Consider the following 15,913-nt stretch of genomic DNA (forward strand, 5'->3'; position numbering starts at 1 on the left):
CGTCAGCGCAGGCGCGTGCCGACGAAGCCGGCGGCCAGGGTGTTGCCGGAGGCCTTGTCGATGAGCAGGAAGTTGCCGACCGCGCCGCGGGCGGCGTACTCCTCGACCGGAATCTCCTGCGCGACCTCGATGGTGACGTGGGCGATCTCGTTGAGCTGGACCACGCCCGGCTCCTCGCGGTCATGGGCCGGATCGTCGATGTCGAGGACACGGTCGATGGCGGCGACGCGGCCGCGCTCCAGGCGGGCGCCGTAGCGGACCTTGACCTGCTGACCGAGCTTGATCTCGCGCTCGCTCATGCCGACGAGGGTCGCCTCGAAGGTGCGGACCGACTCCGGGCGCTCGCCGCCCATGATGAGGTCGCCGCGGACCAGGTCGATGTCGTCGGCCAGGCGCAGGGTGACGGAGTCCCCGGCGTTGGCGGTCCTGGCCGTCTCGAGTCCGTCGGAGGTGTCGATGGCGGTGACGGTCGAGGTGCGGCCGTACGGCAGGGAGACCTCGTCGCCGACGCTGACGGAGCCGGCCTCGACGCGGCCGGCGTAACCGCGGTAGTCGGTGGCGTGCTCGCGGATGACGTACTGGATCGGGAAATGGAAGTCGAGCTCGTCGGCGCGGCCGTGGGCCACCGGAACGGACTCGAGGACCTGCAGCACGGTCGGGCCGGTGTACCAGTCCATGTTGGTGCTGGCCTCGACGACGTTGTCGCCCTTGAGCGCGGAGATCGGGACGACATGGGGTTCGGCGACGCCCAGCTCGGCGGCCTTCGCGGTGAAGGTCTCCTCGATCTCGCGGAACACCTTCTCGGAGTAGTCGACCAGATCGATCTTGTTGACGGCCAGGATGACGGTCTTGACGCCCAGGAGGGAGGCGATCGTCAGGTGGCGGACGGTCTGCTCGACGACGCCGTGGCGGGCGTCGACAAGCACGACGACGACCTGCGAGGTGGACATGCCGGTGACGGTGTTGCGGGTGTACTGCACGTGGCCCGGGCAGTCGGCCAGGATGAAGGCGCGCTCGTCGGTGGCGAAGTAGCGGTAGGCGACGTCAATGGTGATGCCCTGCTCCCGCTCGGCGCGCAGGCCGTCGACCAGCAGGGACAGGTCCAGGCCCTCGAAACCGCGGTCCTCCGAGGAGCGCTGGACGGAGTCCAGGGTGTCGGCGAGGACGGACTTGGTGTCATGCAGCAGGCGACCGACGAAGGTGGACTTGCCGTCGTCGACGGAGCCGGCCGTGCACAGGCGCAGGGTCTCGCGGTCGTCGAAGATGTGGCGGGTGGTCTCGGTAACGGGAGCACTCATCAGAAGTAGCCCTCCTTCTTGCGGTCTTCCATGGCGGATTCGGACAGTCGGTCATCGGCGCGGGTGGCGCCGCGCTCAGTGAGGGTGGACACGGAAATCTCGGCCAGCACCTCGTCGATGGTGGTGGCGTCGGAGTCAACGGCGCCGGTGCAGCTCATGTCGCCGACGGTGCGGTAGCGCACGGTGCGGGTCTCGAGCTCCTCCCCCTTCTTCGGCTGGCCCCACTCACCGGCGGTCAGCCACATGCCGCCCCGGTTGAAGACCTCGCGCTCGTGGGCGAAGTAGATGCTCGGCAGCTCGATGCCGCGGGCGCCGATGTACTCCCAGACGTCGGTCTCGGTCCAGTTGGAGATCGGGAAGGCGCGGACGTTCTCACCCGGCAGCTTCTCGCCGTTGTAGAGGCTCCACAGCTCGGGGCGCTGGCGACGCGGATCCCAGCCACCGAAGGAGTCGCGCACGGAGAAGACACGCTCCTTGGCGCGGGCCTTCTCCTCGTCGCGGCGGGCGCCGCCGAGGACGGCGTCGTAGCCGCGCTCGGCGATGGTCTCCACCAACGGGACGGTCTGCAGCGGGTTGCGGGTGCCGTCCGGGCGCTCCTGCAGGTCGCCGCGGTCGATCCAGTCCTGGACCAGGGCGACGTGAAGCCGGGCCCCGGTTTCGGCGACCAGCCGGTCACGGAACTCGATGACCTCCGGGAAGTTGTGGCCGGTGTCCACGTGGACCAGCTCGAAGGGCACGGCCGCCGGGGCGAAGGCGCGCCGGGCCAGCTCGAACACCACGCAGGAGTCCTTGCCGCCGGAGAACAGCAGGCCGACCTTGTCGAACTGGCCGGCGACCTCGCGCAGGATGTGGATGGACTCGTTCTCCAGGTCCCGCAGGTGCGGGGACAAGGCTGTCTCAGTCACTGTCGTCGTCATTGTCTTCTCGCTCATTCGTTGGGGATGGTCGTCGGCTAATCGGTGTGCAGTCCGCACTCGGTCTTGCCCGAGCCGGCCCAGCGGCCGGCCCGCGGGTCCTCGCCGGGGGCCACCGGAAGGGTGCAGGTGGCACAGCCGATGGAGGGGTAGCCCTGGTAGGTCAGCGGGTGGCTGATCAGGTCGTGGCTGCGGATGTAGTCCTCGGTGTCCGCCAGGCTCCAGGTGATGATCGGCGAGATCTTCAGGCGACCGGTCTTGTTCAGGGAGAGGGCCGGCGCGTCGGCGCGGGTCGGCCCGTCGGCGCGGCGCAGGCCGTCGACGGCGCCGACGTAGGCGCTGAGCTCACGCTGGATGGGTTCAACCTTGCGCATGCGGCAGCAGGCGGTCGGGTTCCACTGGTACATGTTCTTGCCGTAGGTCTCGTCCTGCTCCTGACGGGAGAGGATGGCCTTCGCGCGGATGAGCTTGTTGCCCGGGTAGCGCGCCTCGACCTCGTCGGCGACGGTGAGGGTCTCGGCGAAGTGGTACTCGGTGTCGAGGAAGACCATGTCGACGCCCGGCAGACGCCCCTGCGCCAGGTCCACCAGCACGGTGTTCTCCATGCTCATGGTCAGCACGACCGGTCCCGGCGCGTACTCCCTGGTCCAGTCGAGGATGTTGTCGGCGGTCTCATGGTAGAGCCGGTCGGCCCAGGCGTCGACAAGCTCCTCGTTACGCGCGGCGATGTCCGCGGGCAGCGGGTCGGCGCTGCGCTTGCCCTCCGGGCTGACGGCCGGGTCGCGGAAGGCGGCCTCGCCGCCCCCGCCGCCGAGCAGATTGATGCTGGTGACCATCGTCTACTTCTCTCCTTCGTGCTGTGAATCTGATCCAGTCTCCCCTGAAACGCCGAATTTTGCACTGTGACCGTGCCGATCGAGCGACTTCTGCCACGCCTCCTCGGTGGACACGGCGGGGGCAGGCTGATGGACCGGATCATTCTGGCCGTGGAACATCACCGAGAACACGCGCAGACATTCCTGGCAGGCCCAGGCGAAATCGCCTTCCTCGTCGGGGAAGAGATCCATGCCGCCGCAGTAGGGGCAGTGGGTCGGATGGTTGCGGTTGGGGTTCGGTTCCCGGCGGAAGGCCATTACTTGATGTCCTCCTCGTCGGCGCGCAGCACCCAGTCCCGGAAGATCTCGCCCTCGGCGCGCTTCTCCTTGTAGTTGGAGACGACGCGGACGACATAGTCCGTCAGCTCGGTGGAGGTGACCTTGTGGCCGCGGATCTTGCGGCCGAAGTTCGCCCCCTCGCCGACGGTGCCGCCCAGGTGGACCTGGAAGCCCTCGACGCGGTTGCCCTCGGCGTCTGTGACGGTCTGGCCCTTCAGGCCGATGTCGGAGACCTGGGTGCGGGCGCAGGCGTTGGGGCAACCGTTGAGGGAGATGGTGATCGGGGAATCCAGGTCCCCGAAGCGCTCCTCCAGCTCGTCGGCCAGCTCGATGGCGCGGGATTTGGTGGTCACGTGCGCCAGCTTGCAGAACTCCAGGCCCGTGCAGGAGAGCAGGCCACGGCGGAACTCGGAGGGGCTGGCGTAGAGCCCGAGCTCGTCGAGCTCGCGGGAGAAGTCCTCGATCTGATCCTTCTCCAGATCCAGGAAGAGGATCTCCTTGAAGGGGGTGTGTCGGATGCGGGTCAGGCCGTACCTCTCGGCCAGGTCGGCGACCGCGATGAGCTGCTCACCGGACATGTGGCCCAGGGTCGGCTTGGCACCGATGTAGAACCTGCCGTCGGCCTGCTCATGCACCCCGATGTGGTCGCGGTCGATGAGGTTGCTCGGCGGATTCGGGCCGTCCGGCAGCTTACGCTCGAGGTACTCGTCCTCGAGGATCTGGCGGAACTTCTCCGGCCCCCACTCGGCGACGAGGAACTTCAGGCGCGCACGGTTGCGCAGGCGACGATAACCGTAGTCACGGAAGATGCCGACCACACCGGCCCACACCTCCGGGACCTCGTCGACGGTGACGAAAACCCCGAGGGACTGGGCCAGCATCGGGTTGGTCGACAGGCCGCCACCGACGAAGACCTGGAAACCGGGGCCCAGCTCCGGATGAACGACGCCCTGAAAGGCGAGGTCCTGAATCTCGTGGGTGACGTCCTGGCGGGCGTTGCCGGAAATCGAGGACTTGAACTTGCGGGGCAGGTTCTGGAACTCCTCGCGCGGCAGCAGGTGCTCGTGGATGTAGTCGATGGCCGGCTGCCCGTCGACGATCTCGTCGGCGGCGACGCCGGCGACCGGGGAACCGAGGATGACACGCGGGACGTCGCCGCAGGCGTCGAGAGTGTCCAGGCCGACGGTGGCCAGCTTCTCCCAGATCGCCGGCGCGTCCTCGATGCGCACCCAGTGCAGCTGGATGTTCTGCCGGTCGGTGAAGTCGACGGTGGAGCGGGCGTAGTCGCGGGAGATCTCACCCACGACCCGGGCCCGTTCCGGGGAGGACTGGCCGCCGTCGAAGCGGATGCGCATCATGAAGTACTTGTCGTGCAGCTCGGCGTTGTCCTTGCCGGTGTGCTCCCCGCCTAGGTTCTGCTTGCGCTGGGTGTACATGCCCACGAACTTCATGCGCGGGTACAGATCCGTCTCCTCGATGGAGTCGAAACCCTCCTTGGAGTACGTGTCGATGACACGCTGCATCACGGAGATGCCCGGCGCCACCTGCTTGATCTCCTCATCATGGTTGAGGGGGGTCATGCCGTCGATCTTCCACTGGCCCTCGGGCTTCTTGGCACGCGGCTTCCGGGCCGGCGTCGCGGTCGTGGTCGTCATGGGAATCGTCTCCAAACTCGATCAAATGCAGACAGAGCAGTCTGCTCAAGCCACTCGGGCACGGCCGTCAAACACGCGGCCGTGCGGTTCGGATTGAACCTAACTGAACCACTCTGTCTGCGCAATAAGTCCCGACCAGCCCGGAGTGGGCCGGGCGGGGATTTCCGGTCGGTTAATGGCCTGAGCACCAATTATGGACAACCCGACCCGGCTGAATCAAATGCCGGACCAAGAATGTAAAGGCCGGAAAATGAATAATACTTGCCCTTCGGGTGGACCCTGCACTAGATTCACAGACCAAGCGGTCTAGAGAGGTTCATGAGTGACCGCCCAAGCCTTAAGAGTCCCTGAAAGGTACGCGAAGCAATGAGCACACGCACCCAGCTGCAGATCGCCGTCATCGGCGCCGGCCCCTCCGGCATCCACACCGCCGAGACTGCCATCTGCCACGGCATGCGCGACGTTGCCGACGTCCGCGTCGACCTCATCGACTCACGGCCCACCGCGGCCGGACTGGTTCGCGCCCACTCCCCCATCGAAGGCTCCGTCGACGCGCTCGACCGGCTCGACGAGGAGCAGATCAGCCCCCATCTCCGCCTCATCGGCAACGTCACCGTCGGGACCGACATCCCGGCAGTCCTGCTCACCGGCTACTACGACGCCGTCATCAGCACCGTCGGTCTGCTTGACGGTGCCCTACAGTCCCCCGGGCACCTCGACCTGCGCTCCCTGGGTCCCGGCTCCACGGACGGCTCCGACCTGGTCGACGACCTGCGCGACGCCGGTCTGGCCGTCACCACCTGGCACGGCTGGTACCGCCTGGACGACTCCGTCCGTCGCGGTCAGCGCGGCTGGGAACGCGCCGTGGCCCAGGCCCACGCCGTTCCGGAGATGCCCTGACCCCCGCACCGCCGCGCGGGGGGCAGGTGGGCGGGCGGTTCCGCCCCTAGGCCAGTGGCCCCTCGGCCCCGTCTTCCCGCCCTGGTCGGGGGCCAGCCTCCGGGCGTCCAGGACGCGGACGGACGCCAGGCCCCTCAGTGCGTTCCTGATTCCCCGCGAGCAGGGTCACCAAACGTTGATGCCGCCGCGCCGGCGCCCCCTGGACGGGCCCGGCCGGAGACAGATTCTGCCCCTGGAGCAGTGAGCGAATCACGCGGGCCGTGTCGGCGGCGTTCACCAGCAGCGGTTTGGCGTCACCCGCGTTGAACGTCTCGACCAGGCCCCCGTCGGAGGAATGGATGGCGATCATCGCGACAACCTCAGTGTCGGGCGGAAGGTGCCCCGCCACGACCCTCGCCGCCTTGGCGTGGCTGTTCGGCATGCTGAACCTGCCGTTCCTCTCGTAGTCCTCGATATGGTCACCCACCCAGGCGTAGGTGCCGTTCCGGTAGAACTTCGAGTCAATGAGGATCACCCGGTTGCCGTACACCACGGCATGATCCACGTCCCAGGTGTCGCTGCCCGGAACCTTCAAGTTCTGAATCAGGGTCAGTCCCGGGTACTCCCCCGCGACGTCCCTGATGATGTCGGTGGTGAGTTTCTCCCCCTTGATGCCCTGCCACACCGCCCGCCGGTTCAGTCCCTTTCCGACCCCCGACAGCAGGGTGATTCCGGCCATCCCGAACACCTCAAAATCCGGGGGCCTGACGACACGGGGCTGGCGCAGCTCATTCCGCGTCTCCGGGCGGGCCAGATCCAGGTGAGCCGCCACCCACGAAAATTCCTCGCCGAGATCCTCCACCAGGCGCGTCTGCTCATTGACCACGTCCTCGACGATCCATTTCACCTTGATGGACTCGGGTGCCGTCCGGAGGACGCCGAGGAGGTATCCGACGGTGACGTAGGTCGGCGCGAACAGCCACAGGCTTTCGTGCCCCTGCACCGCCAGCCGCCAGCCGAGCCAGGTGGCCGGGAGTGCCACCCACGCCAGGATCAGCCCGAGGGCGACCTTCCACGCCGTCAGGCGCGAACCCAGAACCAGGCCCAGGCCGACCAGCCCCAGGTGGACGGCCACCGCCAGGGCCACCAGGAGAGCGACCAGGGCGAGGTCCGCCACACCGGACATGGCCCGCAGATAGTCCTCGATTTGGGGGAGGCGCTCCCGAAACTGCGCGAGAAACTCCAGGACGACGGCGCAAGGCACCAGGGTGACGATGCCGAGGTTGACGGCCCTCGCCGCGGCGGAAGCCCCGGCAATGGCCGCCCCCCGATAATCCGCCCGGGCCTGACTAGCGTGCCTGGCCATCAGCGTCGCTCCCCCGCTCTTCCCGTGAGGCCGGCCGGATTCTGCCAATCCCCGGCCCGGAAAATGACGGCCGGGAGCCCCCAGTCGTTCCCATCGATCATCAACTTTCGTGGTGTGAGGTCCCCGGAGTCCACTCCGGTTCCCGTGCGGACGCGTCCGGTTCCAATCCCCCGACACGAGGACATGATCATATCAATCTATTTTCCCTGGCGAGGGGACTACCGCCCACATCCCACCCCCGGCCGACCCGCACCAGCTTCATCGGTGTCTTACTCGGCACCTTCATCGACATCTTCATCGAGGAGGACAGGACTCCCCTCCCTGACGGGCCGCCTCGCCCGTGCGCAGAAGCCAGGCGTCCAGCCGGCGGCCACCGAACCACGCGGCGATGAACCCGATGACGACGAGGGCGGCGATCACCCAGGTGGCGTCCTTGATCCAGCGCTCCGCCGCGACTCCGAGCAGCGCCACTGCGCCCGTGATCAGCCCGGCCCAGGCTGCGGCGCCGGCGAGGTTGGCCAGGAAGAACTTCGGGTAGGGCATTCGCATCGAACCGGCGAGGGGACCCGCGAGCATGCGCAACAGCGCCACGAAACGGCCGCCGGCAACCACCGGGAAGCCGTGCTGCCCCATGAGAGCCCGCATTCCGTCGAGGCGCTGCGGGGTCACCGCGGTCGGGAACCGGCGCTGCAGGCGGTCGAGAAGCACGTCGCCGTAGCGACGGCCGAGCGCGTAGCCGACGTTGTCTCCCACGGCGGCCCCGAGGACGGCGGCGAGGAAGACCCCGAGCACCGAGATCGAGGAACTCTGGGGGAGGGCCAGCAACGCCGCTGAAATCAGGATCGTCTCGCCCGGGACCGGGATGCCGACCGACTCCAGGCCGGTGGCCAGGGTGATTGCCGGATAGAGCGCGAGGGCGGGCAGGGCCAGGACGGCCGCGAGGAGCCCGCTCATGAGCGGACACCCCGCCAGAGCGGCAGGCTGGCGCCCGGCGCTGCGCCCCACCGGGGATGCGGGGGACGGGTGGGGGAATAAGCCCAGGAGGAGGCGGTCGTGGCTGTCATTGTGCTCCTCCGCTCCTCAAGCTCCGCCGACGGCGGGACCCTAGATCTCCCTGGTCGGCGAGGGCAGCCGGGAAATGAACTTCTCCCGGTCGACGACGCCGCGTCGGTGGGTGCCCGTGCTGATGACGCCATGATCGTCGGTGGCGGTGACCCGGAACGTCAGGGAACGGCGGTCGATCTCGGTCAGCTCTACGTCGACGCTGACGGTGGAGCCGGGGACGGTCGGCGCCCGGTGGGAGAGATCGACGTGGACGCCCAGCGAAATCTCGTTCTCCCCCAGGTGCGGGGCGATCGCCTGCATGCACGCCCATTCAATGACCCCGACCAGGTAACCGGTGGCCAGGACGTTCGGCATCGACGCGAACTCGGCGGCCTCGGGCAGCAGGTGGGGCACGGTGCGCTCGGCGGTCACCGGGTAGGTCATCCGGTGGGTCAGTCCTGGGGTGAGAGTGTCCTTCATGGGGAAAGCCTAGCGCGTCGGCAAGCGGAAAAAGCGCGCAGCGGGGATCGCCCCCACTCCCCCGCCCCCGATTCTCCGGCGCTCCGCCCGAACGGCCACCGAACCCGCTTTCCTCCGGATTTTCCTGTTTGAATGGGGCCATGACCGACATGTACACGCTTCCCGACGCCCACCTGTCCGATCTGCTCGACCGGGCCCATTTCGGCTCCCTGGTCACCACCCATGAGTCGGGCCTGCGCACCACGCCCATCCCCTTCTACGCCGAGAAGCGCGCCGACGCCTGGCTCGCCGTCACCCACCTCGCCCGGCACAACCCGCAGGTCACGAACCCGATCACGGGCCCGGCGACCGCCGTCTTCCACGTCATGGACGCCTACGTCTCCAACACCTGGTACGCCTCCAACGAAGCCCTGCCCAACGTCCCGACCTGGGACTACGTCAGCATCCAGATGCCCGGCACCGTGAAAATCATTGACGACCCGCAGCGCGCGCTGCAGGTCGCGGCGAAACTAACCCACAAGATGGGCGACGGCGGCGAACTGAAGAAGGTGGCCTCGAACCGAAGCATGACCATGGCCACGCACATCGTGGCGGTGGAACTGACCGCCGACCGGGTCATCGCGCGGGCGAAGATGTCGCAGGACCGCCACCCCGACGACATCCGTGGCGTCATCGAGCAGCTCGAGGCCGCCGGCAAGACGGACATGGCGGCCTTCCTGCGCGAGGTCAGCCTGCCCGTCGCCGAAAGACGCTTCGGACACGTGCCCGCGCACCACACCGCCAACGAGATTCCGCTGCACGGCAAGGTGCTGGGCACCAGCGGCAACCCGGAATGGGAAAAGGCCCAGGGCAGGCAGCTGCGCCCGCAGGCCGGGTTCTAGCCGAGCCGCGAGTTCCAGGCCATCAGCGCGCGGCGGCCCTTGTAGGTGCCCAGGCGGGAGATGGTCGCGGTGTCCAGGGGCATCTTCGCCCCGTACCGCAGCGGCAGGTCCATCCAGAGGCAGGCCAGGACGCGCAGCGCGTGGCCGTGGGCGAAGATGATGATGCGCTCGTGCCCGGAGTCCACCACGCGGTCGATGACGCGGGAGTAGCGGGCGAGTACGTCCTCCGGACTCTCCCCGCCCGGCGCGCCATGGGTCCAGATCTGCCACTCGGCGTCCTTGGCGGCGATTTCCGCGCCGGTCAGGCCCTCGTAGTCCCCGTAGAACCATTCGGCCAGATCCTCGTCGACCTCGAAGTCCCCGAACCCCGCCAACTGTGCGGTTTCCTGAGCCCGGCGACGCGGGGAGGCCAACACGTGATCGAAGTCGGCCGGGTTCAGCAGGCCTTTCAGGCTGCTCGCCTCGTCACGGCCGTGCTCGGTTAGTCCCAGATCGGTGATGGACGTGTACTGGCCGGACGCGGACCATTCGGTCTGCCCATGGCGAACGAGAAAAAGCTCAGTCATAAGTTGGATACTACCGACGTGCAGCGCCGGTGGGGAATGCCCACCAAACCTCGTCGCCCGCCGCCCAATCTGGGGTGGTGCCCCGTGTCGGCCCCGGGTGTTAAATTGAGGCAACCGCATTCGTTGATGTCATCGCAACAACAGCCGACGACGTCCACGCCTCCCCACGAACCCTCAAGGACAGCCGTGGAACTCTACAAGCTTCTGGCGTCCCGGGCCAGACCCTATTCCGGCGCCATCGTCGCCATCGTCATCCTGCAGACGATATCCACGATGGCCACCCTCTACCTGCCCTCCCTCAACGCCCGCATCATCGACGAGGGGGTGTCCCAGGGGGACGTCGCCTTCATCTGGAACATCGGCGTCGTCATGCTGGCGGTGGCGTTCGTCCAGGTCATCACGGCCTGCGTGGCCGTCTGGTTCGGCGCCCGCACCTCGATGGGCACCGGCCGAGACCTCCGCGCCGCCGTTTTCGGCCGCGTCACCCGCTACTCCGCCGAGGACGTCTCCCACTTCGGCGCCGCCACCCTCATCACCCGCGGAACCAATGACGTGCAGCAGGTGCAGATGACCTACATGATGATCCTGAATTTCATGGCGCCGGTGCCGATCATGATGGTCGGCGGCGTCATCATGGCCATGCGCGAGGATCCTGGCCTGTCCTGGCTGGTGTGGGTCTCCGTCCTGGTTCTGTTCGTCGCCGTCGGCGCGCTCATCGCGGCGCTGATGCCGCTGTTTCAGGGGCTCCAACGAAAGATCGACAACATCAACGGCATCCTGCGCGAGCAGATCACCGGCATCCGCGTGGTCCGCGCCTTCACGCGCGAAGCGTACGAGACACAGCGTTTCGGCGCCGCCAACTCCGATGTCACCCGGCTGTCGGTGAAGATCGGCAACCGTTTCGTGCTGATGTTCCCGCTGATCATGCTCATCCTCAACGTCGCCACCGGCGCAGTCATGTGGTTCGGCGGGCGCCGGGTCGACGCCGGCGCGGTCCAGGTCGGTTCACTCACCGCGTTTCTGCAGTACCTGATGCAGATCCTGGTCGCCGTGATGATGGGCGCGTTCATGGCGATGATGCTGCCGCGCGCCATCGTCTGTGCCCGCCGCATCACCGAGGTCCTGGACCGCGAGCCCTCCATCGTGGAACCTCTCGTCCCGGCGACGCCGGGGGCCGCCGCGGGCGTCGTCGAATTCGACAACGTCACCTTCACCTACCCCGGCGCCGACGCCCCGGTCCTCCACAACGTCTCCTTCACCGCGGAACCGGGCAGGACCACCGCGATCATCGGGTCCACCGGCTCCGGCAAGACCACCCTGCTCTCCCTGATCCCCCGGCTCTTCGCCGCCACCGAAGGCCGGGTGCTCCTCGACGGCACGGACGTCACCGAGATGGCCCGCCACGACCTCGTCGAGCGCGTCGCCATGGTGCCGCAGAAGCCCTACCTGTTCTCCGGCACCGTCGAGTCCAACCTGCGGATGGCCGACCGGGACGCCACCGAGGAGCGGCTGTGGTCGGCCCTCGACATCGCCCAGGCCGACTTCGTCCGGGGCAGTGAGGACGGACTGGGCATGGCGATCTCCCAGGGCGGCACCAACGTCTCCGGCGGCCAGCGCCAGCGCCTGTGCATCGCGCGTGCCCTGGTCGCCGAGCCGAAGGTCTACCTCTTCGACGACTCCTTCTCCGCCCTCGACGTCATCACCGACGCGCACGTACGCTCCGCGCTCAAACCGCGCACGGCCGACGCCTCAGTGATCATCGTCGCCCAGCGCGTCGCCTCGATCATGGACGCCGACACCATCCTGGTGATGGAGGCCGGCGAGATCGTCGCCCGCGGAACCCACGCCGAGCTGCTGGAGACGTCGCCGACGTACCAGGAGATCGTCAGCTCCCAGATGTCGGAGGAGGTCGCCTGATGGCCCGGAACACGAAGCCCGAACTGACCGAGGAGGAGATCCTCGAACTCCAGGACAAGGTCGGCTCCAGCGGCCGTCACGGGCCCGGCGGCGCCCCGCGCCAGGCGAAGAACTTCGGCCTCGCCGCCAAACGCCTGCTGGGCCTGATCGCCCCGCACAAGATGCAGATGGGTGTCATCCTCACACTGGTGGCGATCTCGGTTCTGCTCAACGTCTACGCCCCGCGCGTGACCGGCCGGGCCATGGACGTCATCTTCTCCGGCGCGATCTCCGCGCAGATGCCCGCCGGAGCGACCAAGGAGCAGGTCATCGAGGGCCTGCGCGCCCGGGGTGAGAACACCTTCGCCGACATGCTCAGCGCCATGGAGCTCAACCCCGGCGCGGGCATCGACTTCGACCGCCTCGGCCAGCTGATCCTGCTCATCCTCGGCCTCTACGTCGGCGCCTCCTTCCTCATGTGGCTGCAGGGCTTCCTGCTCAACCGCATGGTCATGGGCGTGGTCTTCGGGCTGCGCGCGGACGTGGAGGCCAAGATCAACCGGCTCCCGCTGAGCTACTTCGACACGCGCCAGCGCGGCGACGTCCTCTCGCGCACCACCAACGACGTCGACAATGTCCAGCAGGCGCTCCAGCAGACCCTGTCCCAGGCGGTCAACTCCATCCTCATGGTCATCGGCATCACCGTCATGATGTTCTGGGTCTCCTGGCAGCTGGCCATCGTCGCGCTGCTGGCCCTCCCGTTGACCGGCCTGGTCGTCGGGGTCATCGGGTCCCGTTCCCAGAAGCAGTTCGTCACCCAGTGGCGCTCGACCGGCATGCTCAACGGTCACATCGAGGAGACCTTCTCCGGCCACCAGGTCATCCAGATCTTCGGCCGCACCGACACCGCCGCCGAGCTCTTCGACGAGCGCAACGACGAGCTCTTCCGTTCCTCCTCCATGGCGCAGTTCCTCTCCGGGCTGATGATGCCGATCATGCAATTCATCTCCTACCTGTCGTACGTGGCCATCGCCGTTTTCGGCGGCCTGCGCGTCGCCAACGGGCAGATGACCCTCGGCGCCGCCACCGCCTTCATCCAGTACTCGCGCCAGTTCAACCAGCCCCTCGGTGAGCTCGGCGGCATGATGCAGATGGTCCAGTCCGGCGTCGCCTCCGCCGAGCGCGTCTTCGAGCTCCTCGACGCCGAGGAACAAACCCCCGACACCGCCACCGCCCAGGTCGCGGGCCGATCCAAGGGCCTCGTGGAATTCCGGGACGTGGATTTCTCCTACGTGCCGGACGCCCCGCTCATTGAGGGCCTGAACCTGCGCGTCGAACCCGGCCAGACCGCCGCGATCGTCGGTCCCACCGGCGCGGGCAAGACCACGCTGGTCAACCTCATCATGCGCTTCTACGAGCTCAACGACGGCGCCATCCTCCTCGACGGCGTCGACGTCCGCGACCTGTCCCGCCACGAGCTGCGCTCCCAGGTCGGCATGGTCCTGCAGGACGCGGTCCTCTTCGAGGGCACCATCATGGAGAACATCCGCTACGGCCGCCTCGACGCCACCGACGAGGAGGTCATCGCCGCGGCGAAGGCCACCTACGTCGACCGCTTCGTCCACTCCCTGCCGGAGGGCTACGACACCGTCATCGACCAGGACGGCGGCTCACTCTCCGCCGGCGAACGCCAACTGGTGACCATCGCCCGCGCCTTCATCAAGCAGCCGGCGCTGCTCATCCTCGACGAGGCCACCTCCTCCGTCGACACCCGCACCGAGGTGCTGGTCCAGAAGGCGATGAACGCGCTGCGCGCCGACCGCACCTCCTTCGTCATCGCCCACCGCCTCTCCACCATCCGCGACGCCGACCTCATCCTGGTCATGGAGAACGGCACCATCGTCGAACAGGGCACCCACGCCGAGCTGCTCCATGCCGAGGGCGCCTACCACCGCCTGCATCAGTCGCAGTTCTCGGAGGACAAGTAGTCGGTCGGTGCCCGATTCCGCGCGCTGAATTGTGTTTCCGCAGGTGGCCCGTCGGCGGATGCGGAATCGGGCACCGCTCGTGTCAGATCCGTTGCGTCCCGGTGCTGCAGATGACACCCGCCCCGGCTTTTCCGCAGGCCGCGATCCGAGAGGTGTCATCCACAGCACCGACCCGCTACGCTGAACCGCATGAAGAACTGACATGCCCTCCCAGTCCCATCACTTCGGCCACAGGAGCTCCGCATGTCAGTTCTGTCCTTTTCCCATGTCACATTCTCCCACACCACAGAGCCGCTGCTCAGCGATCTGAGTCTGAGCGTCGGCGCCGGGGAACGCGTCTGCCTCGTCGGCCCGAACGGTGCCGGCAAAACGACCCTGCTGCGCCTGGCCGCCGGCGACCTGAGCCCCGAGTACGGCACAATCACCTCCGCCGTGACAACCGCGACCGCCGCCGACACCGTGGGCGAGCTGCTTGCCGACGCCACCCGCACCGACCGTCTGCTCCAGCAGCGCTTCGAGGCGCTCACTGCGGATCTCACCGACGACCCCACAGGCAAGCAGGCTGCCGAATACGACCGCGTCCTCGCCGAGATGACGGCCCGTGACGTGTGGTCGCTGGCAGCCCGCGTCGAGACACTGCTGGCCGGGCTGGGCCTAGCGGGCCTCGACCATGACCGGGCGATGGCCGCCCTCTCCCCCGGTCAGCAGGGGCGGCTGACGCTGGTGGCGCTGCTGCTGACCAACCCGGAACAGCTGGTCCTGGACGAGCCGACCAACCACCTCGATGACGCCGCCCGTGACTTCCTCATCGGGTTCCTCCGCGACTTCTCCGGACCAGTCCTCTTCGCCAGCCACGACCGTGACTTCATCGAGCGCACCGCCACCTCGATGGCCGACCTGGATACGGCGCCCTGGGAGGCGGTGGCGTTGGCTGACGACGCCCGGCCCCCGACCGGCGTCCACAAGCAGGCGGGCACGTACTCCGATTTCCTCGTGACCAAGGCGATCGCACACCAGCGCCACCTCGACCTGCATGCGGCGCAGCAGGCGGAGAAGAGGTCACTGAACCGCCACCGCCGGGAGGCCGACTCGGCGTTCAGGAAGTTCGACCCGGCCAAGGTGGAGAACAAGATCACCAAGAAGTTCTACGGCGACCGTATCGCCAAGGTGACTTCCCAGCGCAAGACCGCCGACGAGCGAAAACTCGCGGCCCTCGAGGCCCGCGAGATCCGTAAACCGCGGGAGACCCTCTACGATTTCGCGTTCCCGCCCGCGACTCACGTGGCCCCGATCGCGGTGCGGATCCGCGGGCGTGTCGAACTCGATCTCGCCGGCGGGGAAAAGCTGCTGGTCAACGGGCCGAACGGCGCGGGCAAGTCGACGCTGCTGAGGCAGATCGCGGCGTCGACGAGCGCGGGCTTCCTGCCCCAGGAACTGCCCGCCGACGGCGAACCGATCGGCGAGCCGGGCAAGGGCTTCCTGCACCCGAAATTCTTTGACGTGCCGGTGCGACTGCTCTCCGACGGCAACCGACGGCGCACCCAGCTGGCGAGGCTGGCGGCGCAGGCCCCGGACGTGCTCATCGTCGACGAGCCGACGAACTACCTCGATCTGGAGGCGATCGAAGGCGTCGAGAAGGCGCTGCGCGAGTGGAACGGGACGGTGATTCTCGCGACGCACGACCGCTGGCTCATCGAGCACTTCGAAGGGCGGCGGGTGGAGCTGGGATAGGGGCGGTGCTGCAGATTACATCCGTCTCGGCGTTCCCCCAGGTCGCCATCCGGGAGATGTA

14 protein-coding genes are annotated in these 15,913 nt (G+C 67.7%); 5 read left to right on the forward strand and 9 right to left on the reverse strand.

Annotated elements, in window-relative coordinates; all coding sequences use genetic code 11:
• Nucleotides 1-2: 2 nt before the first annotated feature.
• The 5 genes from CGUA_RS12130 to CGUA_RS12150 are packed head-to-tail and all read right to left on the reverse strand — an operon-like array spanning nucleotide 3 to nucleotide 5,021.
• Nucleotides 3-1,298: a sulfate adenylyltransferase subunit 1 gene (locus CGUA_RS12130; RefSeq protein WP_290196044.1), complete on the reverse strand. Its 1,296-nt coding sequence runs from the start codon at nucleotides 1,296-1,298 to the stop codon at nucleotides 3-5.
• Nucleotides 1,298-2,215 (reverse strand): sulfate adenylyltransferase subunit CysD, encoded by a 918-nt coding sequence (cysD, locus tag CGUA_RS12135; RefSeq protein ID WP_290196046.1) that lies wholly within the window; start codon nucleotides 2,213-2,215, stop codon nucleotides 1,298-1,300. Before cysD ends, CGUA_RS12130 begins: the two co-directional genes overlap by 1 nt.
• 35 nt (nucleotides 2,216-2,250) lie before the next feature.
• On the reverse strand, nucleotides 2,251-3,048 hold the full coding sequence (locus CGUA_RS12140; RefSeq protein ID WP_290196048.1) for a phosphoadenylyl-sulfate reductase: 798 nt from the start codon (nucleotides 3,046-3,048) through the stop codon (nucleotides 2,251-2,253).
• Nucleotides 3,049-3,051: 3 nt separating this feature from the next.
• Nucleotides 3,052-3,345 (reverse strand): hypothetical protein, encoded by a 294-nt coding sequence (locus CGUA_RS12145; protein ID WP_290196051.1) that lies wholly within the window; start codon nucleotides 3,343-3,345, stop codon nucleotides 3,052-3,054.
• The gene (locus CGUA_RS12150) at nucleotides 3,345-5,021 is read right to left on the reverse strand and encodes a nitrite/sulfite reductase (RefSeq protein ID WP_290196053.1); all 1,677 of its coding nucleotides are present in this window, start codon (nucleotides 5,019-5,021) and stop codon (nucleotides 3,345-3,347) included. The genes CGUA_RS12145 and CGUA_RS12150 overlap by 1 nt, the downstream gene beginning before the upstream one ends.
• A 366-nt stretch (nucleotides 5,022-5,387) precedes the next feature.
• Between CGUA_RS12150 and CGUA_RS12155 the strand changes: the two genes are divergently transcribed.
• Nucleotides 5,388-5,921: a ferredoxin--NADP reductase domain-containing protein gene (locus tag CGUA_RS12155; protein WP_290196056.1), complete on the forward strand. Its 534-nt coding sequence runs from the start codon at nucleotides 5,388-5,390 to the stop codon at nucleotides 5,919-5,921.
• 46 nt (nucleotides 5,922-5,967) lie between these two features.
• On the opposite strand, the gene CGUA_RS12160 is transcribed toward CGUA_RS12155, so the two are convergent.
• From CGUA_RS12160 to CGUA_RS12170, 3 genes are all read right to left on the reverse strand, one after another.
• Nucleotides 5,968-7,266 carry a nuclease-related domain-containing protein gene (locus CGUA_RS12160; RefSeq protein ID WP_290196058.1) on the reverse strand — a complete coding sequence of 433 codons (1,299 nt, stop codon included), beginning with the start codon at nucleotides 7,264-7,266 and terminating at the stop codon, nucleotides 5,968-5,970.
• 294 nt (nucleotides 7,267-7,560) lie between these two features.
• Entirely contained in the window at nucleotides 7,561-8,220 is a 660-nt protein-coding gene (locus tag CGUA_RS12165; RefSeq protein WP_290196060.1) for a DedA family protein, read from the reverse strand.
• 150 nt (nucleotides 8,221-8,370) lie between these two features.
• Nucleotides 8,371-8,790 (reverse strand): thioesterase family protein, encoded by a 420-nt coding sequence (locus tag CGUA_RS12170; protein ID WP_290196062.1) that lies wholly within the window; start codon nucleotides 8,788-8,790, stop codon nucleotides 8,371-8,373.
• Nucleotides 8,791-8,930: 140 nt separating this feature from the next.
• Here CGUA_RS12170 and CGUA_RS12175 point away from each other — a divergent pair, with 140 nt between their 5' ends.
• Entirely contained in the window at nucleotides 8,931-9,671 is a 741-nt protein-coding gene (locus CGUA_RS12175) for an FMN-binding negative transcriptional regulator (RefSeq protein WP_290196065.1), read from the forward strand.
• On the opposite strand, the gene CGUA_RS12180 is transcribed toward CGUA_RS12175, so the two are convergent.
• On the reverse strand, nucleotides 9,668-10,237 hold the full coding sequence (locus CGUA_RS12180) for a histidine phosphatase family protein (protein ID WP_290196067.1): 570 nt from the start codon (nucleotides 10,235-10,237) through the stop codon (nucleotides 9,668-9,670). The two genes, CGUA_RS12175 and CGUA_RS12180, sit on opposite strands and share 4 nt — an antisense overlap.
• A 186-nt stretch (nucleotides 10,238-10,423) precedes the next feature.
• On the opposite strand from CGUA_RS12180, the gene CGUA_RS12185 reads away from it, so the two are divergent.
• The 3 genes from CGUA_RS12185 to CGUA_RS12195 all read left to right on the forward strand — a co-directional run bounded on the left by CGUA_RS12185 (nucleotide 10,424) and on the right by CGUA_RS12195 (nucleotide 15,852).
• Nucleotides 10,424-12,154: an ABC transporter ATP-binding protein gene (locus CGUA_RS12185; protein WP_290196070.1), complete on the forward strand. Its 1,731-nt coding sequence runs from the start codon at nucleotides 10,424-10,426 to the stop codon at nucleotides 12,152-12,154.
• On the forward strand, nucleotides 12,154-14,121 hold the full coding sequence (locus CGUA_RS12190; protein ID WP_290196072.1) for an ABC transporter ATP-binding protein: 1,968 nt from the start codon (nucleotides 12,154-12,156) through the stop codon (nucleotides 14,119-14,121). Before CGUA_RS12185 ends, CGUA_RS12190 begins: the two co-directional genes overlap by 1 nt.
• Before the next feature lie 243 nt (nucleotides 14,122-14,364).
• A complete protein-coding gene (locus CGUA_RS12195) occupies nucleotides 14,365-15,852 on the forward strand; it encodes an ATP-binding cassette domain-containing protein (RefSeq protein ID WP_290196074.1) in 1,488 nt (495 codons plus the stop codon).
• Nucleotides 15,853-15,913: the final 61 nt, after the last annotated feature.

This window comes from Corynebacterium guangdongense (assembly GCF_030408915.1).
GTDB lineage: Bacteria > Actinomycetota > Actinomycetes > Mycobacteriales > Mycobacteriaceae > Corynebacterium > Corynebacterium guangdongense.